Consider the following 23,922-nt stretch of genomic DNA (forward strand, 5'->3'; position numbering starts at 1 on the left):
ATTCGAGATTCGAGGTGGGGATTCGGATGGCCCGAATCTCAGTTCCGCAACGGCTTGCCGGTCTGCAGCATGTGCAGCACGCGGTCCTGCGTCTTCTTCTGCTGCGCCAGTTCGACGAAGTGCTGACGCTCCAGTCGCAGCAGCCAGTCCTCGTCGACGAACGAACCGCGATCCACTTCACCGCCGCATAGCACGGTGGCGATGCGCGAGGCGATCTCGTAGTCGTATTCGCTGATGAAGCGGCCCTCGAGCATGTTCACCAGTAGCATCTTGAAGGTGGCGATGCCGACGTCGCCGGCCACTTGCACGCGGCGTGCCGGCAGCGGCGGGCGATAGCCGGATTCGGCCAGCGCGCGCGCTTCCTGCTTGGCGGCGTAGAGCAGCTCGTAGTTGTTGAAGGCGATCTTGTCGGTGGAGCGCAGCAGGCCGAGTTCCTTCGCCTCGTAACCGGAGGTCGACACCTTCGCCATGGCGATGGTCTCGAAATAGCGCTTGAGTTCGGCGAACACGTCGCCGCCCGGACCGGCGGCCTCGGAAGCGCGCACCGCGATTTCCTTCAGGCCACCGCCGGCCGGCAGCAGGCCGACGCCCGCTTCGACCAGACCGATATAGCTCTCCAGCGAGGCCACGGTCTTGGCGCTATGCATCTGGAATTCGCAACCGCCGCCGAGCGCGAGTCCGCGTACCGCGGCCACCACCGGCACCAGTGAATACTTGATGCGCTGGCTGGTGGCCTGGAAGTTGGCGACCATGCCTTCGAAGCCTTTCAGATCACCCTTCTGCAGATAGGCGATCGCGCCGGTGAGGTCGGCACCGGCGGAGAAGGGTTCCTTGGTCTGCCACAGCACCACGGCCTTGAAGTCACGCTCGGCGCGGGCGATGGCTTCCTGCACGCCATCCAGCACCGCGTCGGAGACGGTGTTCATCTTGGTCTTGAACGAGACCACTGCGATGTCGTCGCCGTCGCTCCACATGCGCACGCCGTCGTTCTCGAAGACGGTGTCGCCCTGCGGGAAACTCTCGCCCAGCAGCGGATCGGGGAAACGCTGGCGCTGATAGACGGGCAGGGCCGAGCGCGGCAGCTTGGCGTTCTTGCCCGGGCTGTAGCTGCCCTCGGCGGCATGCACGCCGTCGCGGCCGTCGAACACCCAGTCCGGCAGCGGCGCGCTGCTCATGGCCTTGCCGGCGACGATGTCGTCGGCGATCCACTGCGCCACCTGCTTCCAGCCTGCGGCCTGCCAGGTCTCGAACGGGCCGAGCGACCAGCCGTAGCCCCAGCGGATGGCGAGGTCGACATCGCGCGCGGTCTCGGCGATGTCGGCCAGGTGATAGGCGCTGTAGTGGAACAGGTCGCGGAACACCGCCCACAGGAATTGCGCCTGCGGATGCTGGCTGGCGCGCAGCTGGGCGAACTTCTCCGCCGGATTCTTGTTCTTGAGGATCTCGACCACTTCCGGCGCGGCGACGCGATCGGAGGGGCGGTAGTCCTGCTTCTCCAGGTCGAGCACGACGATGTCCTTGCCGACTTTGCGGAAGATGCCGGCGCCGGTCTTCTGGCCGAGCGCGCCCTTGGCGATCAGGGCCTCGAGCCACTTCGGCGCCTTGAAGTACTGATGCCAGGGATCGTTGGGCAGGGTGTCGGCCATCGTCTTGATGACGTGCGCCATCGTGTCGAGGCCGACCACGTCGGAAGTGCGGTAGGTGGCCGATTTCGGACGGCCCGCCAGGGGGCCGGTGATCGCATCCACCTCATCGAAGCCGAGCTTGAATTCGGCGGTGTGGTGGATCGTCGCCAGGATCGAGAACACGCCGATGCGGTTGCCGATGAAGTTCGGCGTGTCCTTGGCGTACACCACGCCCTTGCCGAGGTTGGTGACGAGGAAGGTTTCGAGGCCTTCCAGGATCGCCTTGTCGGTGGTGCGGGCCGGGATCAGCTCGGCCAGGTGCATGTAGCGCGGCGGGTTGAAGAAGTGCACGCCGCAGAAGCGATGGCGCAGCTGCTCGGGCAGCACTTCGGCCAACTTGTTGATGCCCAGGCCCGAGGTGTTGCTGGCGAGCACGGCGTGATCGGCGACGAACGGGGCGATCTTCTTGTACAGGTCCTGCTTCCAGTCCATGCGCTCGGCGATGGCCTCGATGATCAGGTCGCAGTCCTTGAGCTTGGCCAGGCTCAGCTCGTAATTGCCAGGCACGATGGCCTCGGCGAACGACTTGCTGCCGAACGGAGCGGGGCTGAGCTTGCCGAGGTTGGCGATGGCCTTCAGCACGATGCCGTTGGGGTCGCCTTCCTTCGCCGGCAGGTCGAACAGGACCGTGTCGACACCGGCGTTGACCAGGTGCGCGGCGATCTGCGCGCCCATGACACCGGCACCGAGCACGGCGGCACGACGTACAAGTAGTTTGTTAGACATTGTCGATAACCATTTGAGTGGGGGTTATTTTTCGGCCTTGAGCCTGTCGGCCTGGGCCACGTCGGCCAGGAACCCGGCCGTGCTGAAACGGATCAATTCACGTGCCGCCCGTGCGCGATGTTCGGTCTCCGATACGCCGCTGGGCCGCTTGATCAGTCCGAAGTCGGCCATGGCGTACATCAATGCCCCGGCCAGGAAATCCAATCGCCAGTACCGCTGTTCCTTGCTCAGTCCAGGCACGCAATCGGCGATCGCCTTGGCGAATTCGCGCACCACGTGCCCATACTGCTCGGACATGAACTTGCGCAGTCCCTCGTGCTTCTCGACGTAGGCGCGCGCGATCACGCGCACGAAGGCGCGGCTGCCGCGGTCCTGCGTGAGCGCGAGCGCGGGCTCGACGAAAGCGGCCAAAATCGGCTCCAGTTCGCACGGATGCGCCTGCTGCGCCTCCTTCAACAGGGCCAAGCGGGCCGCGCTCATTTCGTCCATGCGCCGCCGGAACACCTCGTTGACGAGGTTTTCCTTGCTGCCGAAGTGGTAATTGACCGCCGCGATGTTGACGTCGGCGCGGCTGGTGACCTGGCGCAGCGACGTGCCGCCGAATCCATGCTGGGCGAACAGCTCCTCGGCCGCACCGAGGATGCGGTCCTTCGTGGAGAACTGATGGCCGGGCGGACTGGGCATGGCGAGGGAATGAATCAAACGCTTGTTTGATCCTAGTCCTCGCCCGCACTTCCGTCAACGCGCCGGGTCGGTGCGAGTCAAGCAGAGAACGTGCGGAACGGGTGCAGAGGTCGTTACGAATCCGCTAGAATTACCGTAGCCAAGTCGGCTAAACCCGCGTCCGCACGCGGGTTTTTCCATGTTACTCTGGGCCCTTAGCAGGGAAGATCCGCGTCCCGCGGACCTTCGACGGCGAATGGCCCGGCCTTTCCGGAGAGCATCCCAATGGCGCTGGAGCGCACCCTGTCGATCATCAAACCCGATGCCGTCGCTAAGAACGTCGTCGGCGAGATCTATTCCCGTTTCGAAAAAGCCGGCCTGAAGATCGCGGCGGCGAAGATGAAGCATCTTTCGCGCAAGGAAGCCGAAGGCTTCTACGCCGTGCATCGCGAGCGTCCGTTCTTCAACGCGCTGGTCGAGTTCATGATCAGCGGCCCGGTGATGATCCAGGTGCTCGAAGGCGACAACGCGATCGCGAAGAATCGCGAACTGATGGGCGCGACCAATCCGAAGGACGCCGCGGCAGGCACGATCCGCGCCGACTTCGCCGATTCGATCGACGCCAATGCCGTGCACGGTTCCGATGCTGCCGAAACGGCTGCGGTGGAAATCGCGTACTTCTTCCCGACCACGGACGTCTACGCGCGCTGAGTTGAGTTACGACGTGAACGACACGATCGACAACAAACAGGACCATGCCGGGCAGAAACCCGGCAGGCAAAACCTGCTCGACCTCGATCGTGAGGGCCTGGAGAACTTCTTCGCCGACACGCTCGGCGAGAAGCGCTATCGCGCCCATCAGGTGATGAAGTGGATTCATCACCGCCACGTCACCGACTTTGCCGAGATGACCGATCTCGGCAAAGTGTTGCGCGGCAAGCTGGAAGCGCATGCGGAAGTACGCGTGCCGCAAATCCAGTTCGAAAAACCCTCCACCGACGGCACCCACAAGTGGCTGCTCGGCATGGACAACAGCAACGCCATCGAGACGGTGTTCATTCCCGACAAGGGGCGCGGCACGCTGTGCGTGTCCTCGCAGGTGGGCTGCGCGCTCAACTGCCAGTTCTGCTCGACGGCGACGCAAGGCTTCAACCGCAACCTCTCGACCGCCGAGATCATCGGACAGGTGTGGGTGGCGGCGAAGCATCTCGGCAACGTTCCGCACAAGCAGCGCAAGCTCACCAACGTCGTGATGATGGGCATGGGCGAGCCGCTGATGAACTTCGACAACGTCGTGCGCGCGATGAGCGTGATGCGCGACGACCTCGGCTACGGTCTCGCCAACAAGCGCGTCACGCTGTCGACCGCCGGCATGGTGCCGATGATCGACAAGCTCGGCGAGGTCAGCGACGTGTCGCTGGCGGTATCGCTGCATGCGCCCAACGACGAATTGCGCAGCGAGCTGGTGCCGCTCAACAAGAAATATCCGATCGAGGAGCTGATGGCCGCGTGCGAGCGTTATGCGCGCCGCAAGAAGGGCGAGTCGATCACCTTCGAATACACGCTGATGAAGGGCGTGAACGATCAGCCGATGCATGCGCGGCAGTTGGCGCGGCTGATGCGCCAGTTCGACAACGCGCTGCAGATGAAGGACGCGGCCAAGGTCAACCTGATCCCGTTCAACCCGTTCCCGGGCACGCGCTACGAGCGTTCGTCCGAGGCCGACATCCGCGCCTTCCAGAAATCGCTGCTCGACGCGCACGTGCTGACCATGGTGCGGCGCACGCGTGGCGACGACATCGATGCGGCCTGCGGACAGCTCAAGGGGCAGGTGGCCGATCGCACGCGTCGCCAGGCCGAACATCGCAAGCGCCTTGGCCTGCAAGCCGGAGTATCCGAAGTCGACAATGTCGCGCCAGGGAGGGTCGCGTAAGGCATGCGCCACGCTCGTATCCTTCTGGCATTGCTCGTGATCGTGATGACGACGGCGGCCTGTTCCCGACTGACCTTCGTCAAGCCCAATCCCAAGATTGGCAAGACCGAATCGACGGGTCCGACCTACGATTTCAAGGATTCGCCCGAGGTCAAGCGCGAGTCCGATGTGCGCGATCGCATCGGGCTGGCGCAGGCACGCCTTGGCACCGGCCAGATCGACGAGGCCGAGCGCCATGCGCAGGCAGCCCTGCGCATGGACCCGAAGTCGCCAGATGTCTACACGGTGCTCGGCGTGATCGCGGACCAGCGCGGCAACAGCGCGCAGGCCGGCGGCTACTATGCCAAGGCCGCCGAGTTGGCGCCCACGCAGGGCATCGCGCTCAACAACTACGGTGCGTGGCTCTGTGGAAATGGCCGCGCGGCGGAGTCGATGACGTGGTTCGATCGCGCGCTCGCCGATCCCAGTTATCGCGAACGCGCTTCGGCCATGGCCAATTCCGGTGCCTGCGCACTGCAGGCCGGACAGCTCGAAAGGGCTGAAAAAACGCTGCGTGCCGCACTCGCCTTGGAGCCTGAAAATCCCGTCGCCCTCGAGGCGATGGCCGACGTCCAGTACCGAGGTACCCGCTACATGGAAGCGCGCGCCTTCTCGGAGCGGCGTCTGGCGGCCGCGCCTGCTTCGCGCGACGCACTTCGACTGGCGTCACTGATTGAAAACAAGCTTGGCGACAAGGCTGCTGCCGACCGTTATGCTCAACGACTAAGAGCGGAATTCCCGCAGACGGGACCCGCTCAACAATTAGGGGAACCCAGCCAACCATGATCCCGCCCAATCCGAATATGGCGGACGGCGCCCTTGTGGCGCAGGAACGCGGCTGCGGGCAGCGCTTGCGCAATGCGCGCGAAGCTGCCGGCCTGAGCGTGGCCGATGTCGCCACACGCTTGAAGATGCCGGTACGCATCATCGAAGCACTCGAAGCGGAAGACTGGGCACGGATCGGCGCACCGGTCTTTGTGCGCGGACAATTGCGCAGCTATTCGCGCATGCTTGGGTTGCCGATCGAACCGGTGCAGAGCGCGTCCGGCGTCGCCCCGATCGAGCCGACCCATCTGGTGGCGCACTGGCGCACGCCGCTCCTGCAGCGCGTCGCCGATCAGGTCGGTGGCCGTCTCGTCTATATCGTTATCACCGCGCTGATCGTGCTGCCGGTCTGGGTGGCCACGCGTTCGCATCTGGACAGCAGCGAGGAACTCGCGGCGCCGCTCGACGTGCCGGCGGACAAGCTGGCCGCCGCGCAGCAGACGGATACCGCGGCGCAGCCCGCCGTCCGTGAACCTTCCACGGTGGTGGCCTCGATGGTGCCGCCGCGCCAGAGCGCGCCGGCGCCCGCGACGACATCGACCGCGCCCGAACTCAGCCTGCACGTCAACGACGACAGTTGGGTGCAGATCCGCGGCAAGGACGGAAGCACGATCGAGGAAGCGCTGCTGAAATCCGGCGAAACGCGCACATACCCGGCCGCCAACGTCGACCGCGTCGTGCTGGGCAACGCCAAGGCCGTGGAAGTGCAGCGCAACGGCCAGGCCCAGGACCTCACGCCCTTCATGCGTGCGAGCGTGGCACGCTTCACGGTGTCCCCCGACGGCTCTCTCGCGCCGGTTTCCGACTGAGATCCCTAGGTTTTTTGGCGATCGGGAACATCCTCGTGGGGGGCATCCTCGCGCCGGAATGCGGTTTCGCACCGCATCCGCGATAATGGCGCATGAATCCGCATCGGCCGCGCCGCGTCATGGCGCGGCCGGTCTGGTACTGTCGGCCCGCTTCACGGGCCATCCATCCGCATTGGCCCGACATCGGCGGGCAAGCGGCATCACGGCAGCATTGAGATGGCAATAGACGATCTTCTCGACGAACACGAACAAAGCGAACGCGTCCTGACCTGGCTGCGTCGCAACGGCGCCGGCCTGATCGGCGGCGTGGTGCTCGGCCTGGCTCTCATCGGCGGTTGGCAGTGGTGGCAAGGCTATCGCGTCTCCGAAGGCCAAAAAGCCGGCGAGCGCTATCAGACCGCGCTGAAGACCCTGCAATCCAAGGACCTGAAGAAGGCCCAGGCCGAGCAGGGCACGCTGAAGGACACGGCCTACGGCGCGTTGTTCGCGCTCGATCTGGCCAAGGCCCAGGTCGACGCCAACCAGCGTGATGCCGCCATTGCGACCCTGCGCGGCGTCACCACAGAGGACGCCGGTCTGCAGAACATCCTCAACCAGCGCCTGGCGCGTCTGTTGATCGATGCCGGCAAGGCCCAGGATGCATTGCAGGCGCTGGGGAGCGCCGACGATGTGGTCAGCCTGGAAGTGCGCGGCGATGCCCAGGTCGCGCTCGGCAAGCGCGACGATGCGCGCAAATCCTACAGCGATGCCTTGACCAAACTCGACGTCGCCGCGCCGCAGCGCGGTCTGCTCGAACTCAAACTCACCGACGTCGGCGGCAAGCCGGCCGATAAACCCGAGGCCCGGTCTTGATGAGTATGTCCTTGATGAAAAGTTTCCCGATGCCGTCCGGTACCGTCCTGCGCCGTTCCGCGCTACTCGTGCTCTGCGCGTTCGCCTTCACCGGATGCAGCACCGTCAAGGGCTGGTTCACCAGCAAGGACAAGGAAGACGCCAAGAAGGCCAACGAGCCGGCGGAACTGACCGAATTCACGCCGTCGGCGCACGTGAGCAAGCTCTGGTCGGTCAAGGCCGGCAAGGGTGAGCAGCGCCTCGGCGCCCGCCAGGGTCCCACGGTCGCTGACGGCCGCGTCTATGCCGCCGCCGTCGAGGGCGGGGTGCATGCCTTCGATCTGCAGACCGGCAAGGAAGTCTGGCACTTCGTGCCCCAGCGCAAGAACGAGAAAGGCAAGGAGAAAAAGGACAAGGAAATCCGTCTGGCGGGTGGTCCCGGCGCCGGTGACGGCCTGGTCGTGGTCGGCAGCCTCGAGGGTGACGTGATCGCGCTCGACGCGGCTACCGGCACCGAGAAGTGGCGGGGCAAGGTCGCGAACGAAGTGATCGCCGCGCCGGTGATCGGGCAGGGACTGGTGTTCGTGCGCTCCAACGATGGACGCGTCAGCGCGTTCGATGCCGCCAGTGGCGAGCGCCGCTGGTTCTGGAATCACGAGATGCCCTCTCTGACGGTGCGCGGCAACGACTCGCCGACACTCGCCCCGGGCGTCGTCTTCGTCGGCAACGACGACGGCACGGTGACCGCGCTGGCGGTGTCCGATGGCCGGCCGCTCTGGGACCAGGTCGTGGCCCAGCCCGACGGCCGCAGCGAACTGGAGCGCATGGCCGACGTCGACGGCGCACCGGCGCTCGACGGCACCACGCTCTACGTCACCAGCTTCAAGAAGCAGACCGTGGCGATCGACGGGCCTAGCGGGCGTCCGATCTGGGCGCACGACAATGGCGGCCCGGGACGCGTCGGCGTCGCCAGCGATCGCGTCGTGGTCGCCGATCCGGCCGGCACGGTGTGGGCGCTCGACAAGAACAGCGGCAGCGCATTGTGGTCACAGCCGATCCTGGCGCGACGCAATCTCACCTCCGCGGTGGTGCAGGGGGATTACGTCGTGGTCGGCGATTACGACGGCTATCTGCACTGGCTGAAGCTGTCGGACGGCAGCCTGGCGGCGCGCGAGCGCGCCAGCGGCAAAGAACCCTTGCGGGCGAGTCCGATTGTGGTGGATGGCATCCTGATCGTGGAGAACACGGATGGGGATGTGAGTGCTTATCGGGTGGATCAGGCGGCGACTGCGCAGAACTGAGGGTTTGTGCGTCATTCCCGTATAGGCGGGAATCCATTGACTTTGCCTTTGCTTGTCATTCCGGCGAAGGCCGGAATCCAGTCGTTCGCTTGATCGTCGTTCCAGCGGAAGCTGGGATCCATTTTGTTTTTGGCTTTGTTTGTGAAAAGCAAAAGCGTTTCGTCCGCTGCGCGGCCGAGTTCATTTCTTTTGGTAAGCCCCAAAAGAAACGAACCAAAGAAAAACGCTTTCCCCGACGAAGCAATCCCATAGTTTCGTTGCTATGGGGATTTTTCGACTCGCCATCCTGGCTCGGTCGAAAAACGGCGCACATCCCTGTGCGCCGCCCTACGGGTCTCTTATTGCGCTTGTTGCTTGTCGATTTTTAGAAGCGACCAACCGTAGCCGCTATTGCGGGAAGTTCTCGGTCGTGTAAAACCCTCCTTTTGGCGGGAACGACCGCAAAACGGTTACGCTTCCCCTGTTTCAACCCCGAATCCTCGTTCCCGGCATCAAAATGCTCCCTCTCGTCGCCCTGGTCGGTCGCCCCAACGTCGGCAAATCGACTCTGTTCAATGCCCTCACGCGCACGCGTGACGCGCTCGTACACGACGAGCCGGGGGTGACGCGTGATCGTCATTACGGGGTGTGCCGGCTCGATGAGGCGCGGCCGTTCGTGCTGGTGGATACGGGCGGCATCGCGGGGGAGAACATCCATCTGGAGAACACGGGCTTGGCCGGTGCCACCGCGCGTCAGGCGCGAGCGGCCGCGGAAGAGGCCGATCTGGTGCTGTTCGTGGTCGATGGCCGCGAAGGGCCGTCCGCGCTCGATGACGAGATCCTGCGCTGGCTGCGCAAGACGTCGCGCCCGACATTCCTCGTCGTCAACAAGACCGATGGCGTGGACGTGCGCGCGGCGCTGGCGGAGTTCGCGCGCTACGGTTTCAGCGATGTCCTGCCGGTCTCGTCCGCGCACCGGCATGGCATCGATACCTTGCTCGCCAAGGTGCTCGCGACGCTGCCGCCGGACGGCGATGCCACGATCCTGGATGAAGATCCCGAGCGCATGCGCATCGCCTTCATCGGCCGTCCGAACGTGGGCAAGTCGACGCTGGTGAACCGTCTGCTCGGCGAGGAGCGGATGATCGCGTCCGAAGTGGCTGGAACCACGCGTGATGCGATCGCCGTCGATCTCGAACGCGATGGCCGCAAATATCGATTGGTCGATACCGCCGGCATCCGCCGCAAGTCGAAGGTGGAGGAGGCGGTCGAGACGTTTTCGATCATCAAGACCTTGCAGGCGATCGAGCAGGCACAGGTCGCGGTGATCATGCTCGATGCTTCCGAGGGCGTGACCGAGCAGGATGCCAGCGTGCTCGGCGCCGTGCTCGATGCCGGGCGCGCGCTGGTGGTGGCGGTCAACAAGTGGGATGGGCTGAGCACGTATCAGCGCGAGCAGGTCGAGGCCTTGCTCTCGCGCAAGCTTGCCTTCGTAACATGGGCCGAGTCGGTGCGCATCAGTGCCAAGCATGGCTCCGGGTTGCGCGAGCTGTTCCGCGCGATCCATCGCGCGCATGCCTCGGCCACGCGCGAGCTCGGCACCGCCGAGATCACGCGCGCGCTGGAAATCGCCTACGAGGCCAATCCGCCCCCGACCGTGCGCGGTCACGTCGCCAAGTTGCGCTTCGCCCATCCAGGCGGGACCAATCCGCCGACCTTCGTCGTGCATGGCAGCCGCCTGCGCACGCTGTCGGACACGTACCGCCGCTATCTCGAGAATTTCTTCCGCAAGCGCTTCAAGCTGGTCGGAACGCCGGTGCGCTTCGTGTTCAAGGAAGGCGAGAATCCGTACAAGGACAAGAAGAACGTGCTGACCGAGCGTCAGGTGGCGAAGAAGCGCCGGCTGATCCGCCACGTCAAGCGGGGCAAATGAGAATCGGCGACCGATGAGCGCCATCCACGCCGTCCCGTCGTCACAGGCGGTCACGCTCGGCATCCTCGCCGGCGGTCGCGCCACGCGTCTGGGCGGATGCGACAAGGCCTGGCTGGAACGCGCCGGCAAGCCGCTGGTGCTGGGGCTGGCGCAGGACTTCGCGCAGCACGTGGATGCCATCCTGGTCAGCGCGAATCGAAATCAGGAACGTTATCTGGCGCATGGCCTGCGCGCGATCCACGACCGTGTCGACGGAATCGGCCCGCTGGGCGGGCTGGAAGCGCTGGCGACGGCTTGCCGCAGCGCCTGGCTGTTGACCTTGCCCGTGGACGTTCTGCATGCGTCCAGTGATCTGATCGAAGCCTTGTCGTTATCCGAGACGGGAGCATTCGTCGAAGACGACGACGGCGTGCAGCCGCTGGTCGCGTTGTGGCACGTCGAGACGCTGCGTGAAGCGGCCGCGACCGCCATCGATGCCGGCGACCTTGCCGTGCATGCACTGCAATCGCGTCTGGGCATGGCGCGCGTGCGGCTGGATGGCTTGCGTGTCGGTAATCTCAATACGCCGGAAGATCTCGTCGCCGCCGGTATCGACGTGTCTTGATGAGCGGTTGTGTCGGAACAACCGGCATGACGAAGCGGTAAGCTGTTTCCATGAGCACGTTCCCATTCCGCATCGCCTTCGATGAAGCGCTGGCCATCGTCGAGCGCGTCGCCGCGCAGCGTCGTCTGCCGGTCGAACGCGTGACGCTGTCGCGCGCGCATGGCCGCATCCTCGCCGAGGACATCGTCGCCGGGCTCGCGCAGCCGCCTTTCGACAACTCCGCGATGGACGGCTTCGCATTCCGGCATGCCGATCTGACCGGGGAAGGCACCACTTTGCATCTGGCCGGAGAGCAGTTCGCGGGCCGTGCGCTCGATCTGCGCCTGGAACCCGGGCAGTGCGCGCGCATCACCACCGGCGCGCCGTTGCCGCAGGGGGCCGATACCGTGGTGATGAAGGAGAACACCACCGTCGACGGCCATCGCGTGCATCTGGATGTCGTGCCCAAGCGCGGCCAGCACGTCCGCGTCGCGGGCGAGGACACGCGCGTGGGCGATCGCGTGCTGCACGCGGGCGAGCCGCTGACGCCGGCACGCATCGCGCTGGCGGCCTCGCAAGGATTGCCGGAACTGCCGGTCGCGCGCCGCCCGACGGTCGCGGTGTTCACCACCGGCGACGAACTGATCGAGCCCGGCTTGCCGCTCGCACCCGGCCAGATCTACAACTCCAACCGCGAACAGCTGATGGGGCTGTTGCGCGCCGACGGTCTCGAACCGACCGCATGGCCGACGCTGCCCGACGATCCCGCGCAACTCGAATCCGCCTTGCGCCATGCCGGCCACGCCTTCGACGTGGTAATCACCTGCGGCGCGGTGTCGGCCGGCGAGAAGGATCATCTGCCGGCGTTGCTGCAGGCGCGGGGCAGGGTGCATTTCTGGAAGGTGGCGATGAAGCCGGGCATGCCGGTACTGCTGGCCGATGGCGGCGGCGAGTACACGCCCGACAACGGCAGGCTCGGTACTGCGCTGTTCCTGTGCCTGCCGGGCAATCCGGTGTCGGTGCTGGCGAACTGGCTCACGCTCGGGCGCGCCCTGGTCGACGGGTTGCAGGGCCGGGCGGCACCACGCCCGCGCTGGCGCGCGCGGCTCACCGCACCGTGGAGCAAGACGCACGAGCGCCTGGAATTCCTGCGCGGGCGGCTGCATGCGCTCGAGGATGGTTCTCTGCACGTCGAGGCCAATCCCGCCGACGGCTCGCATCGCATGCGCGCGGCCGCCGATTCGGATGCGTTGATCGTGCTGGCGGCCGGTCAGCGCGAATATCCCGCCGGGGCGCTCGTGGACGTGTTGACGTACTGACCGATCCGCTGCGGCAACGTGGCGTTCCGCCGCTGATGCGCGCGCGGCGTCGAACAGCGCGATAATTCCAGCATGACGGTTCATGAAATCACCCCGCGCGAAGCGCAGCAGCGACAGCGGTTCGGCGCCGTGCTGATCGACGTGCGCGACGACCACGAGCGCGAGACGGGAATGGCAGCCGGCGCGAGAGGGATTCCGCTCCAGGCACTCGAACTCGATCCGCCGCACTACCTGCCGGATCGCGACGGCGAAGTGCTGCTGATTTGCCAGGGCGGCGCGCGTTCGAAGCTCGCGGCGGAGGCACTGCTGCAATCGGGGTACAAGCATGTCCTGTCGGTCGCGGGCGGTACCAGCCGCTGGCTGGCCGACGGCCTGCCGCTCGATGCGCCTGCCAGTGGCGCGATCGATGACGATGACATTGACCGTGATTTTGTCGAGCGCTACTCGCGCCACATGCTGCTGCCGGAGATCGGCCTGCAGGGACAGCGGCGTTTGGAGAAGGCGCACGTCCTGCTGATCGGCGCGGGCGGCCTGGGATCGCCAGTAGGTTTTTATCTCGCCGCGGCCGGCATCGGGCATCTACGCATTGCCGATGACGACGTGGTGGATCGCAGCAATCTGCAGCGGCAGATCCTGCACGAGGATGCCGGCATCGGTTCGCCGAAAGTGGCTTCGGCCAAAGCGCGACTGCTGGCGCTCAATCCGCGCATCGAGGTGGAGGCGGTCGCCGAGCGCGTGACGTCGGAGAACGTCGAGCGCCTGCTCGATGGCGTCGATGTCGTCATCGACGGTGCCGACAATTTCCCGGTGCGTTATCTGCTCAACGATGCCTGCGTGAAGCTGGGCAAGCCGCTGGTGTACGGCGCCGTGCATCGTTTCGAAGGGCAGGTAAGCGTGTTCGATGCTGGCCGCGAGCGTGGCACGGCACCGTGCTATCGCTGCCTGTTCCCCGAACCGCCGCCGCCGGAAGCCGCCCCGAACTGCGCCGAGGCCGGCGTGCTCGGCGTGCTGCCGGGTGTGATCGGCATGCTGCAGGCGACCGAGGCGATCAAGCTGATCCTGCAACTGGGCGAACCGCTGCGCGGGCGTCTGCTGCATTTCGATGCGCTGTCGATGCGGTTTCGCGAGACGCGGCTGTCGGCCGATCCCGATTGTCCGGTCTGTGCGGCTGGCGTGCCGTTTCCGGGCTATATCGATTACGTGCGCTTTTGCAGCGGATCGGCCTGATTGGATATCGCGCGGTGGGCCTGTTGAGCCTCCGTATCTGCGCACAAAGCGATCAAACGTGAACAAGCACTCAGGATGGGTATGGCAGGATGCGTCATCCCCCGCACGTCGAGCTTCCTGAATGATCCGAGCGCGCACCCCGGTCATCCCGTTTCCCATTCTGCTCGCCCTCGTCTTGCTCGCCTCGCTGGCGATGCCGTTCGCCGCCCAGGCCGCCGTCTGCAGCGCGGGGGCGGCCACGATGCCCAACGCCACCTATGCCCAGAAGATCGCGGCGGTCGCTTGTCGCGAAAACGTCCTCTGGTACACGCCGTTCATCGACGCGGAGGGCAGGCTGGCCAGCATCACCGTGTCGGAAGGCGAGACGATGGCGCTCAGCGACGGCTACACGCCGGCCTGGAAGCGCGTCGCCGACTACTGGCGCGACAGCGGGTTGATGGGACAGATGGCGAGCTTCCCCGGCGCCACCGAATGCAGCTACGCGAATGCGAGCTATGCGCCGCCGGCCTGCCGCGCGTTCCTGATCGACAAGCCCTGGTCGGCGGCATTCGTGTCCTATGTGATGGCGCAGGCGGGATTGCCGGGCTTCAAGCCTTCGCCCAGTCACTTCGATTACGTGCGCACGGCTTACGCGCAACCGGCGGACAGCGCCTATCGCTTCGCGGACCCGGATGCGGAGCCCGCCACGCTCGGCGATCTGCTGTGCTTCGTGCGCGCGAACAGCACGCCGCTCGGCTTTCTCGGCATGCAGAGCTATCTCGCCAGCGGCAACGGCGGCGGCCTCTTCATGCATTGCGACATCGTGGTGGGCGTGGATCGCAACGGCGGCAAGTTGTATCTCGTCGGTGGCAATGTGCTGCAGGGCGTGACCATGCGCATCCTCGGCATCGATCGCAATGGCCTGCCGAAAAATCTGCCGCGCGGCGCCGGTCGCTCCACCACGTGCTGGCCGGAAAACGAAGCGGGCTGCAACTTCAATCGTCAGGACTGGGCGGCGCTGCTGAAGCTCAGGCCGGCATCGGAAATCGCATCGCTGCCGTTGCTCGCGCTGCCGCCCGCGTCGCCAATTTCCGCGCCGTCCGCGCAGCCGCAAACGCAGTGTTGTGTGAATTGCGTCGTGGGTTCCGGTATCCCGCGTTGTCCTAGGCCGTGATGCGAAACGCCAGCGTCGCGAGCCGCGCTGGCCACCGTGATGATTTGGTGATGTACGTCTCAAAATTCACGTCGCACTGACAGCATATCTGTGACATTCATCCCGTAATCAGGGGAATGTCATGAACGCCGAAATTCTCGTGCGAATCCAGTTCGCGCTCGGGATCGCGTGCCACATCGTTTTTCCAGCCATCACCATCGGATTGGCTTGGCTGCTGGTCTACTTCGAAGTGCGCTGGCGCCGCAGCGGGGAAGCGCACTGGCAGGCGCTGTACCGCTTGTGGGCGTGTGTCTTCACGATCAGTTTTTTCTTCGGGATCGTCACCGGCATCCTGCAGGGCGTACAGCTGGGATCGAATTTCTCGCCTTTCCTGCATGCCACCCAACACATCCTCGGCCCCTTGCGCTGGGCGGAAGGGTGGCCGCTGCTGCTGGTGCAATGCACGGCGATCGCGATCATGTTGTTCGGGTGGCGACGTCCCGGCCGACAGACGCATTTCATCGCCACGCTGCTGATCGCGTTGCTGCTGACCAATGCCGCGTTCTGGATCCTGGCCGCCAACAGCTGGATGCAGACGCCACAGGGCATGCGTCTGGAAAACGGCCAGTGGCTGCCGGAAGACTGGCTTGCGGTGATCTTCAATCCTTCGCTGCCCGCGCGCCTGGCGCACATGCTGACCGCGGCGCTGCTCAGCACCGCGCTGGTGGTGGCGGGCGTATGCGGCTATCGCTGGCGACGCCAACACACGGCATCGTCCTTGCAAGGTCTGCGCACGGCGGTGTTGGCATTGGCGATCCTCGCGCCCTTGCAGATCGTCACCGGCCACTACAGCGCCGAAGTGACCTCGCGCCATCAGCCGGCGAAGTTCGCCGCGATGGAAGGGCTGTGGCGAAGCGGGGAGGGAGTTCCGCTGGTGCTCTGGGCGATGCCGAATACGAAGAGCGAGAGCAATCGCTATGCAGTGGAAATCCCGCATGGCGGCAGCCTGCTGCTGACGAAAACGTGGAGTGGATTCGTTCGCGGCCTCGACAGCTTCGAGCCGCAGGACCGACCGCCGGTGCCCATCGTGTTCTACAGTTTCCGCGCGATGGTGGTGCTGGGGTTGTGGTTCCTCGGATTGGGGCTGTTCGGCGCCTGGCAGCACATCTACGGGCGTCTGGAACACAGCCGCCGCTACATGCGATTGCTGGCCTGGTCGAGTCCGCTGGGTTTCGTCGCCACCATCCTGGGTTGGATCGTGACGGAGGTGGGGCGTCAGCCCTGGATCGTCAGCGGATTGATGCGAACCAGCGAAGGCATCACGCGGACGGCCTTGATCGAAAACGTGGCGGGGTCGCTGCAGCTGATGATCGGCGCCTATGCCTTGATGTTCGTGCTGTACATCTACCTGATGTGGTGGGCACTGCGGACATCGGGTACGAAACGTGTGGCTGACGACTGGCGGCAGTCGTGGGAGCGGGAAGAGCACGCCATCGAATAGCCCTGCTCGTGATCAGCGCATGAAGCGTGCGAGCGCTTCGCCGTATGCGGTGGAGTCCGAGAGGTTGTTGTGGTCGGCACCGGTGATGTCGACCACTTCGGGCGGTTTCGGTAATGCCGCGATCAGGTGATCGGTGCTGGTGGCGGGAATCACTTCGTCGCGACCGGCGCGCAGGATGAGCACGGGCGCCGTGTAGTCGCGCAAATAAGTAGTCGATGTGTAGCGGTCGTGGATGAGCCAGTGGATCGGCAGCCAGCCGTAATGCGATCGCGCGACGTTTTCCATGCTGTCGTAGGGCGTGATCAGCGCGAGCCGCTCGACCGGTCGCTGCGCGGCGAGGTAGCTGGCCACGCCGCTGCCGAGGCTGCGGCCGATCACGCGGATCGCTTGGTCGGGATGTCGCGCGCGGACGTGGTCGTACAGCGCCAGTGCATCGCCGAACAGCCCGGCCTCGCTCGGCGCGCCGTCGCTGGCGCCATACCCACGATAGGCGAGCAGATAGACGCGATGCCGTGGAAACCGGCGCGCGAAGTCATCGCGATTGTGTTCCACGCGCTCGCCGTTGCCGCCGAAGTACAGGATCGGCGCGCCATCGTCGGGGCCGATCGTCCAGCCGCGCAGCGTGACCTCGCCGCGCGCGAGCGAGAAATTCGCCGCCGCGGCATCCACGCGCGTGAATTGCGGGTAGTACATCATCTGGCGCTGATGGGCGTAGACCCACCAGCAGAGCGCCGCGTAAATCAGCAGCGGCACCGCGCACAGAAGCACGAGCAATGTACGCGGCATCAACGCCCTGTCGCGCGCGGGTGCTTGCGTTGCGCTTCTTCGAATGCTTGCAACTGCTCGGGTGTCGCCGGCGGCTGATGCGCGGCCTTCCACTGCTCGAACGGCTGCCCGTAAATCGCTTCGCGTGCCTCTTCCTTGGTCATGGTGATGCCGCGTGCCTCGGCGGCTTCGCGGTACCAGTCGGCGAGACAGTTGCGGCAGAAGCCGGCGAGGATCATCAGGTCGATGTTCTGCACGTCCGGGCGCTCCTGCATCAGATGCTGGAGCAGGCGGCGGAAGGCGGCGGCTTCGATGTGGGTGGTTTCGGGGTCTGTCATGGGGGTATCTAAGTTCATTGGTCGTCATCGCGGCTTTCGCTGGGATGACGGAATGGGGACAATAACGTTCCTGCAACTCTAGCGCAGCGCCTGCTCCTGCCCATGACCGCCAGAATCCTCGACGGCCGCCGAATCGCCGACGAACTGCTCCACGCGCTCCGCCTGCGCGTCGACGCACGGATCGCCGCCGGCAAGCCGCGTCCCGGGTTGGCGGTGGTGCTGGTGGGCAGCGATCCGGCTTCGCAGTCCTACGTGCGCAACAAACGCCGCGCGGCGGCGATCGTCGGCATCCAGCCCTTCGATTTCGACCTGCCGGCCGGCACGACGGAAGCGGAGCTGCTGACGCTGATCGACCGCCTCAACGCCGATCCGGCCGTGCACGGCATCCTGGTGCAGCTGCCGCTGCCGGGCATCCCCGACGCCACGCGGCTGATCCATCGCATCGATCCGCGCAAGGACGTCGACGGCTTCCATCCGGAGAACGTCGGCCATCTGGCCCTGCGCCAGTTCGGCCTGCGGCCGTGCACGCCGCGCGGCATCACCACGCTGCTGGCCTGGACCGACCGTCCGGTGCGCGGGCAGAGCGCCACCATCGTGGGCGTGAGCAACCACGTCGGCCGGCCGATGGCGCTGGAACTGCTGATCGCCGGCTGCACCGTCACCAGCTGCCACAAATTCACGCCGCAGGACATCCTGAAGCGGCACGTGGGCGAGGCCGACATCCTGGTCGTCGCCGTCGGCAAGCCCGGCCTGATCCCGGGCGACTGGGTGAAACCGGGCGCGGTGGTGATCGACGTCGGCATCAACCGGCTCGAAGACGGCCGCCTGGTCGGCGACGTCGGCTTCGCCGCGGCGGCCGAACGGGCAAGCTGGATCACCCCGGTGCCGGGTGGCGTCGGCCCGATGACCGTCGCTACGTTGATGCAGAACACGCTCGAGGCGGCCGAAGCCGCTGACTGACGGCCGAACGCGATCCGCAGCGTTGCGATTCCAGTGCGGATCTGGACGCCGGAAACGAGCGCAGGCAGGCCCGGACGCGATACAATGACGTGCTTCCCCCTTCCGGACCGCCCATGCTGCGTATCCAGGCCGAAGCGCTCACCTACGACGACGTTTCCCTCGTCCCCGCGCACTCCATCGTCCTGCCCAAGGACGTCTCCCTTGCCACCAGGCTCACCCGCGACCTGCGCCTGAACCTGCCGATCGTCTCGGCCGCCATGGACACGGTCACCGAAGCACGTCTGGCGATCGCCATGGCCCAGCTCGGCGGCATCGGCATCATCCACAAGAATCTCAGTGCCGAACGCCAGGCGGCGGAAGTGGCGCGAGTGAAGAACTTCGAAGCTGGTGTGATCAGGGAGCCGTTCACCGTCGGTCCCGACACCACGATCGCCGAAGTGCTCAAGCTCACCCGCGCCCGCAACATCTCCGGCGTGCCGGTGGTGGAAGGTGGGCAACTGGTCGGCATCGTCACTGGCCGCGACATGCGCTTCGAAAAACGGCTCGACGATCCGGTGCGCAACGTGATGACCAAGAAGGAACGCCTGGTCACCGTGCGCGAAGGCGCTTCCGACGAAGAAGTGCTGCAACTGCTGCACAAGCACCGCATCGAGAAGGTGCTGGTGGTCAACGACGGTTTCGAACTGCGCGGCCTGATCACCGTGAAGGACATCCAGAAGGCGCGCGACAACCCGAACGCCGCCAAGGATGCCTCGGAAAGCCTGTTGGTCGGCGCCGCGGTCGGCATCGGCAGCGATACCGAGCAGCGCATCGAGCTGCTGGTGGCCGCGGGCGTGGACGTGATCATCATCGACACCGCGCATGGTCATTCGCAGGGTGTGATCAATCGCGTCGCCTGGGTCAAGAAACATTTCCCGACGTTGCAGGTGGTCGGCGGCAACATCGTCACCGGCGACGCGGCCAAGGCGCTGGAAGATGCGGGTGCGGACGCGGTGAAGGTCGGCGTCGGCCCCGGTTCGATCTGCACTACGCGCGTGGTCGCGGGTGTCGGCGTACCGCAGGTGACGGCGGTTGACATGGTGGCCGAGGCGCTGGCCGATCGCATTCCGCTGATTGCCGACGGCGGCATCCGCTACTCCGGCGACATCGGCAAGGCGCTGGCTGCTGGCGCGTCCACGGTGATGATCGGCGGACTGTTCGCCGGCACCGAGGAATCGCCGGGCGAAACCGAACTGTTCCAGGGCCGCAGCTACAAGAGCTATCGCGGCATGGGTTCGCTCGGCGCGATGGAGAAGGGTTCGAAGGATCGCTATTTCCAGGACGCGAGCGACGCCGACAAGCTGGTGCCGGAAGGCATCGAAGGCCGCGTGCCGTATCGCGGGCCGCTGTCGGGCGTGGTTCATCAGCTCGCCGGTGGTTTGCGTGCGACGATGGGTTACGTCGGCTGTGCCACCGTCGAGGAGATGCGCAACAAACCGACCTTCGTGAAGATCACCGGGGCAGGGCAGCGCGAGAGCCATGTCCACGATGTGCAGATCACCAAAGAGCCGCCGAATTACCGAGCGGGCTGAGTCACGGTGACAGGAGAAGAGGAGTGAAGAACGCGAGTCTCACTCCTCTTCGACTATTCCACCTCCGAAAGTTTCACGGGTCTCGATCCTTTATTCATCAGGTTTTCTTTTCCGGCCATGACCGATCTCCATAGCGACAAGATCCTCATCCTCGATTTCGGTGCGCAGTACACGCAGCTGATCGCGCGCCGCATCCGTGAGCTCGGCGTCTATTGCGAGATCTGGGCCTGGGACCATGATCCGGCCGAGATCGCGAAGTTCGCGCCGAAGGGGATCATTCTTTCGGGTGGTCCGGAATCGACCACCGAACACGGTTCGCCGCGAGCGCCGCAGGAAGTCTTCGACGGCGGCCTGCCACTGCTCGGCATCTGCTACGGCATGCAGACGATGGCCAAGCAGCTCGGCGGCGAAACCGAGTCGGCCGATGCGCGCGAATACGGACATGCCGAAGTGTCGCTGGTCGCCGCCGATCGTTTGTTCGAAGGGCTGAAAGATCATCCGGGTTCGCCGCCGCGGCTCGATGTCTGGATGAGCCATGGCGACCACGTCTCCAAGGCACCGCCGGATTTCACCGTCACCGCGAAGACCGACCGCGTTCCCGTCGCCGCTTTCGCCAACGATGCCAAGCGCTGGTACGGCGTGCAGTTCCATCCCGAGGTCACGCACACCAAGTCCGGGCAGGCGTTGCTGCGCCGCTTCGTGGTCGACATCTGTGGTTGCGCGACGTTGTGGACGGCCGCCAACATCATCGACGACCAGATCGCGCGCGTGCGCGAGCAGGTGGGCAGCGACGAGGTGATCCTCGGCTTGTCCGGTGGTGTCGATTCCTCGGTGGTGGCGGCGTTGCTGCACAAGGCGATCGGCGATCAGCTCACCTGTGTTTTCGTCGACACCGGCCTGCTGCGCTGGCAGGAGGGCGATCAGGTGATGGCGACCTTCGCCGGCGCTTCCGACAAGCATGGTCTTGGCGTGAAGGTGATCCGCGTCGACGCGCACGAACGCTATTTCGAGAAATTGAAAGGTGTCGATGAGCCCGAAGCCAAGCGCAAGATCATCGGCAATTTGTTCGTCGAGATCTTCGACGAGGAATCGCACAAGCTCGCCAACGCCAAATGGCTGGCGCAGGGCACGATCTATCCCGACGTGATCGAATCGGCCGGCAGCAAGACCGGCAAGGCGCACGTCATCAAGAGTCATCACAACGTCGGTGGCCTGCCGGAGCACATGAAGCTCGGCCTGGTGGAGCCGCTGCGCGAACTGTTCAAGGACGAGGTGCGCCGCCTCGGCGTCGAACTCGGCCTGCCGCGCGAGATGGTCTATCGCCATCCGTTCCCAGGCCCCGGCCTCGGCGTGCGCATCCTCGGCGAAGTGAAGCCGGAATACGCCGAACTGCTGGCCAGAGCCGATCACATCTTCATCGAGGAACTGCGCAAGGCCGATCTTTACGACAAGACCAGCCAGGCCTTCGCCGTGTTCCTGCCGGTGAAATCGGTAGGCGTGGTCGGCGACGCGCGCGCCTACGAATGGGTGATCGCGCTGCGTGCGGTGGAGACCATCGACTTCATGACCGCGCACTGGGCGCATTTGCCTTACGACTTCCTCGGCAAGGTCTCCAATCGGATCATCAACGAGGTGCGTGGCGTCTCCCGCGTGGTCTACGACATCAGCGGCAAGCCGCCCGCGACGATCGAGTGGGAGTAAGGGAGGCGTGGATGGCGCTGGAAGAAAATACGAACTGGGATAGTTCATCGACTATCCATCGCGCAATGTAGTTCGGGGCGCCTTCCAGCTCTCTCGCTACAGATGCGATTGCGCTGGATACGTCTCCGCCATTCTGCGTTTCCATCGCAGACGCAACATGGCGGGGCGGGTATCGTGGCGATCTTCCAGGAATTCGGCGGCGATGATTCGGTTGGTAAAGAACGGCTGAAAATCCTGCTGCAGTTCACACCACGCGGCCAGGATGCGTGTGTCGTCGAAGAAGCCAATGCTGATCGGCCAGATGACGCGGCTGGTCGTATTGCCAAGCTCGTCGCGATAGCCGATCCGGATCTTGCGGCCCTCCCGAATCCAGGCGCGCGTGCGGGCGATGTCGATGCCGTCGGGCGCCGTGTCGGGCACTCGCCGTGTGCAGACCGGTGGATCCGCGACCAACGGACGCAAGGCATTCGGCACGACGGCCGCGATTTTCGCGATGAGATCGCGCGCCGCGAGCGCCAGCACCGGATCGCCCCGGCTTGCGACCCACTGCGCGCCGAGGGCTGCGGCTTCAACCTCGTCGGACGTCAGCATCAACGGCGGCATATCGAATGCCTTGTCGAGTACGTAGCCGAAACCCGCTTCTCCCTGGATCGGCACGCGTTGTCCCATCAGGTTGACGATGTCCCGATAAATCGTTCGGGTGGAGACTTCGAGTTCGGCCGCGATCTCGCCGGCGGTCACCGGGCGGCGAGATCGTCGCAGGATCTGGATGATCTGGAATAGCCTGTCGGCGCGGCTCATGTCAGTGCGGTTCCCTGGAAGCCTCTTGCCAAGTCAATCCGCTAAGCCACATGCAATGCCCAATCCTTCAGGATGGAAGCATAGAGCGGCGTATCCTCTTGATGAAGTATGTGGCCCTTCTCCGGCAGCGACAGGTAGTCGAAACGCTGCCCGGCCTTCTCGACCAATTGGCGCGCGTAGCTGACCTGGGAGTCCGTCGTGGCGCCGCGCACGATGCCGGTTTCCGGATCGATCCCGCGGGCATGATGCGTGAAGAGCATGGAGGTCTTGGCGGACTGCAGCATCAGTTTGTGGCTGCAACCCGCCATCGCGGTACCGGTGAACATCGCGCGGGCATGCTCGGGGTCGAACTCCTTGAGACTTTGCGGCGGTTCGTCTCCGGCAGGAATCCGTCCCTGCATCCAGGCCGGAAGCATGGACGGCGCGTTGGACTGCATGCCTTTCCAATCGCCGACGCGCCATTGGTCGCCTAGATACGTCATGAAAAGATTGAACAGGTAGCCGGGGGCGAATTGACGCATTCCGGTTCCGTAGGCCGGCACCAGTTCGGATGTGAAAAGAGTGGCATCCTCGAGATAGACCGCGCGCACCAATCCCGGAGGGGCGTAGGCGGAGAGCCACGCCGCCATCAAGCCGCCGAGTGATTGCCCGGCGACAAGCGTGGGCCGTTTGATGACCCGCTCGATGAAGCGCACGAGATCGTTGCCCCAATTGTCCAGGGTGTAGCGGCCCGGTGTCCGGCTCGAACGCCCCTGGCCGCGGACGTCGACCGCGTAGATTTGCAAGTCGGCTTCGAGCAGTTTCATAGCCGCTTCGTAGCCCCACCAGGATTCGGCCAAGCCTGGGACCAGCAGCAATGCCGGCGAGGATTCGGAACCGGTCACCGCATAGTTCAGAACCACCTCGCCGAGGTCGACCGTGGACTCGGGATAGGCGTGGGCGATATAGGTTTCTTTTGGAAAGTCCGGACCGTAGTAACGACGACTCATGACGGTAATGTTCCTTTCGTAGGGGGCTTGATGCCTGCAAGATTCAAGCTCGAAGGCGATGCGAGCTGTCAGGAGGGAGCTCGCGGCTGCGAGGAGGGCGTTATACGTCTGTGCTACTGACACCGTCTGTCAGTAGGAAGTCGGCGAAGTTCGGCAAGATGCAGCGGCGCTGCTTTAGTCGCCCCTGGGCTGTTCAAGGCCCGGTCCCAAACGGCGCATCGAGGCGTGAGATTGAAGCGGCGAGGAATTCGCCATGCTTCCCGTTCGAATGTTCTGCCCAGGAGGGGCAATTAGCGTCGTGAATTGACGAC

At 64.9% G+C, this 23,922-nt stretch carries 21 protein-coding genes; 15 read left to right on the forward strand and 6 right to left on the reverse strand.

The genetic code is table 11. The annotated features are described in order from the left end of the window. Window positions 1–38: 38 nt before the first annotated feature. Window positions 39–2,411 carry a 3-hydroxyacyl-CoA dehydrogenase/enoyl-CoA hydratase family protein gene (locus LG367_RS05590; protein WP_226468243.1) on the reverse strand — a complete coding sequence of 791 codons (2,373 nt, stop codon included), beginning with the start codon at window positions 2,409–2,411 and terminating at the stop codon, window positions 39–41. A 24-nt stretch (window positions 2,412–2,435) separates the two neighbouring features. Then, complete coding sequence (locus LG367_RS05595; RefSeq protein ID WP_226468244.1) at window positions 2,436–3,095, reverse strand: TetR/AcrR family transcriptional regulator; 660 nt, start codon at window positions 3,093–3,095, stop codon at window positions 2,436–2,438. Between the two features lie 264 nt (window positions 3,096–3,359). On the opposite strand from LG367_RS05595, the gene ndk reads away from it, so the two are divergent. From ndk to LG367_RS05655, 12 genes are all read left to right on the forward strand, one after another. Further along, window positions 3,360–3,785: a nucleoside-diphosphate kinase gene (gene ndk / locus LG367_RS05600; RefSeq protein ID WP_226468245.1), complete on the forward strand. Its 426-nt coding sequence runs from the start codon at window positions 3,360–3,362 to the stop codon at window positions 3,783–3,785. Window positions 3,786–3,798: 13 nt separating this feature from the next. Further along, window positions 3,799–5,007, forward strand: coding sequence for a dual-specificity RNA methyltransferase RlmN (gene rlmN, locus LG367_RS05605; protein ID WP_226468246.1), 1,209 nt, complete (start codon window positions 3,799–3,801; stop codon window positions 5,005–5,007). Between the two features lie 24 nt (window positions 5,008–5,031). Further along, complete coding sequence (gene pilW / locus LG367_RS05610; RefSeq protein ID WP_425490932.1) at window positions 5,032–5,832, forward strand: type IV pilus biogenesis/stability protein PilW; 801 nt, start codon at window positions 5,032–5,034, stop codon at window positions 5,830–5,832. Next, complete coding sequence (locus LG367_RS05615) at window positions 5,829–6,680, forward strand: helix-turn-helix domain-containing protein (RefSeq protein ID WP_226468248.1); 852 nt, start codon at window positions 5,829–5,831, stop codon at window positions 6,678–6,680. Before pilW ends, LG367_RS05615 begins: the two co-directional genes overlap by 4 nt. A gap of 216 nt (window positions 6,681–6,896) precedes the next feature. Further along, window positions 6,897–7,532 carry a YfgM family protein gene (locus LG367_RS05620; protein WP_226468249.1) on the forward strand — a complete coding sequence of 212 codons (636 nt, stop codon included), beginning with the start codon at window positions 6,897–6,899 and terminating at the stop codon, window positions 7,530–7,532. A gap of 29 nt (window positions 7,533–7,561) precedes the next feature. Next, window positions 7,562–8,812: an outer membrane protein assembly factor BamB gene (gene bamB / locus LG367_RS05625; RefSeq protein ID WP_226468616.1), complete on the forward strand. Its 1,251-nt coding sequence runs from the start codon at window positions 7,562–7,564 to the stop codon at window positions 8,810–8,812. Window positions 8,813–9,308: 496 nt separating this feature from the next. Next, window positions 9,309–10,724, forward strand: a complete 1,416-nt coding sequence (gene der, locus LG367_RS05630; RefSeq protein ID WP_226468250.1) for a ribosome biogenesis GTPase Der — start codon at window positions 9,309–9,311, stop codon at window positions 10,722–10,724. 13 nt (window positions 10,725–10,737) lie between these two features. Then, on the forward strand, window positions 10,738–11,328 hold the full coding sequence (gene mobA, locus LG367_RS05635; RefSeq protein ID WP_226468251.1) for a molybdenum cofactor guanylyltransferase: 591 nt from the start codon (window positions 10,738–10,740) through the stop codon (window positions 11,326–11,328). A 50-nt stretch (window positions 11,329–11,378) separates the two neighbouring features. Beyond that, complete coding sequence (locus LG367_RS05640; protein WP_226468252.1) at window positions 11,379–12,626, forward strand: molybdopterin molybdotransferase MoeA; 1,248 nt, start codon at window positions 11,379–11,381, stop codon at window positions 12,624–12,626. A gap of 72 nt (window positions 12,627–12,698) precedes the next feature. Further along, on the forward strand, window positions 12,699–13,853 hold the full coding sequence (gene moeB, locus LG367_RS05645; RefSeq protein WP_226468253.1) for a molybdopterin-synthase adenylyltransferase MoeB: 1,155 nt from the start codon (window positions 12,699–12,701) through the stop codon (window positions 13,851–13,853). Between the two features lie 121 nt (window positions 13,854–13,974). After that, the gene (locus tag LG367_RS05650) at window positions 13,975–15,006 is read left to right on the forward strand and encodes a DUF2272 domain-containing protein (protein ID WP_226468254.1); all 1,032 of its coding nucleotides are present in this window, start codon (window positions 13,975–13,977) and stop codon (window positions 15,004–15,006) included. Between the two features lie 121 nt (window positions 15,007–15,127). Further along, window positions 15,128–16,486, forward strand: a complete 1,359-nt coding sequence (locus LG367_RS05655) for a cytochrome ubiquinol oxidase subunit I (RefSeq protein WP_226468255.1) — start codon at window positions 15,128–15,130, stop codon at window positions 16,484–16,486. Window positions 16,487–16,498: 12 nt separating this feature from the next. Here the strand turns inward: LG367_RS05655 and LG367_RS05660 are convergent, their stop codons facing one another. Both LG367_RS05660 and LG367_RS05665 read right to left on the reverse strand, forming a co-directional pair. Beyond that, the gene (locus LG367_RS05660) at window positions 16,499–17,272 is read right to left on the reverse strand and encodes an alpha/beta hydrolase (protein WP_226468256.1); all 774 of its coding nucleotides are present in this window, start codon (window positions 17,270–17,272) and stop codon (window positions 16,499–16,501) included. Next, window positions 17,272–17,589 (reverse strand): DUF1244 domain-containing protein, encoded by a 318-nt coding sequence (locus LG367_RS05665; protein WP_226468257.1) that lies wholly within the window; start codon window positions 17,587–17,589, stop codon window positions 17,272–17,274. Before LG367_RS05665 ends, LG367_RS05660 begins: the two co-directional genes overlap by 1 nt. A gap of 102 nt (window positions 17,590–17,691) precedes the next feature. Between LG367_RS05665 and folD the strand changes: the two genes are divergently transcribed. From folD to guaA, 3 genes are all read left to right on the forward strand, one after another. Next, window positions 17,692–18,549 (forward strand): bifunctional methylenetetrahydrofolate dehydrogenase/methenyltetrahydrofolate cyclohydrolase FolD, encoded by an 858-nt coding sequence (gene folD / locus LG367_RS05670; protein WP_226468258.1) that lies wholly within the window; start codon window positions 17,692–17,694, stop codon window positions 18,547–18,549. A gap of 113 nt (window positions 18,550–18,662) precedes the next feature. After that, a complete protein-coding gene (guaB, locus tag LG367_RS05675; RefSeq protein WP_226468259.1) occupies window positions 18,663–20,120 on the forward strand; it encodes an IMP dehydrogenase in 1,458 nt (485 codons plus the stop codon). A 117-nt stretch (window positions 20,121–20,237) separates the two neighbouring features. After that, window positions 20,238–21,821 carry a glutamine-hydrolyzing GMP synthase gene (gene guaA, locus LG367_RS05680; protein ID WP_226468260.1) on the forward strand — a complete coding sequence of 528 codons (1,584 nt, stop codon included), beginning with the start codon at window positions 20,238–20,240 and terminating at the stop codon, window positions 21,819–21,821. Window positions 21,822–21,917: 96 nt separating this feature from the next. On the opposite strand, the gene LG367_RS05685 is transcribed toward guaA, so the two are convergent. After that, on the reverse strand, window positions 21,918–22,622 hold the full coding sequence (locus LG367_RS05685; RefSeq protein ID WP_226468261.1) for a helix-turn-helix transcriptional regulator: 705 nt from the start codon (window positions 22,620–22,622) through the stop codon (window positions 21,918–21,920). A gap of 41 nt (window positions 22,623–22,663) precedes the next feature. Then, a complete protein-coding gene (locus LG367_RS05690; protein ID WP_226468262.1) occupies window positions 22,664–23,734 on the reverse strand; it encodes an alpha/beta hydrolase in 1,071 nt (356 codons plus the stop codon). Between the last annotated feature and the right edge of the window lie 188 nt (window positions 23,735–23,922).

It is taken from the genome of Luteimonas panaciterrae (assembly GCF_020511115.1).
Lineage (GTDB): Bacteria > Pseudomonadota > Gammaproteobacteria > Xanthomonadales > Xanthomonadaceae > Luteimonas > Luteimonas panaciterrae.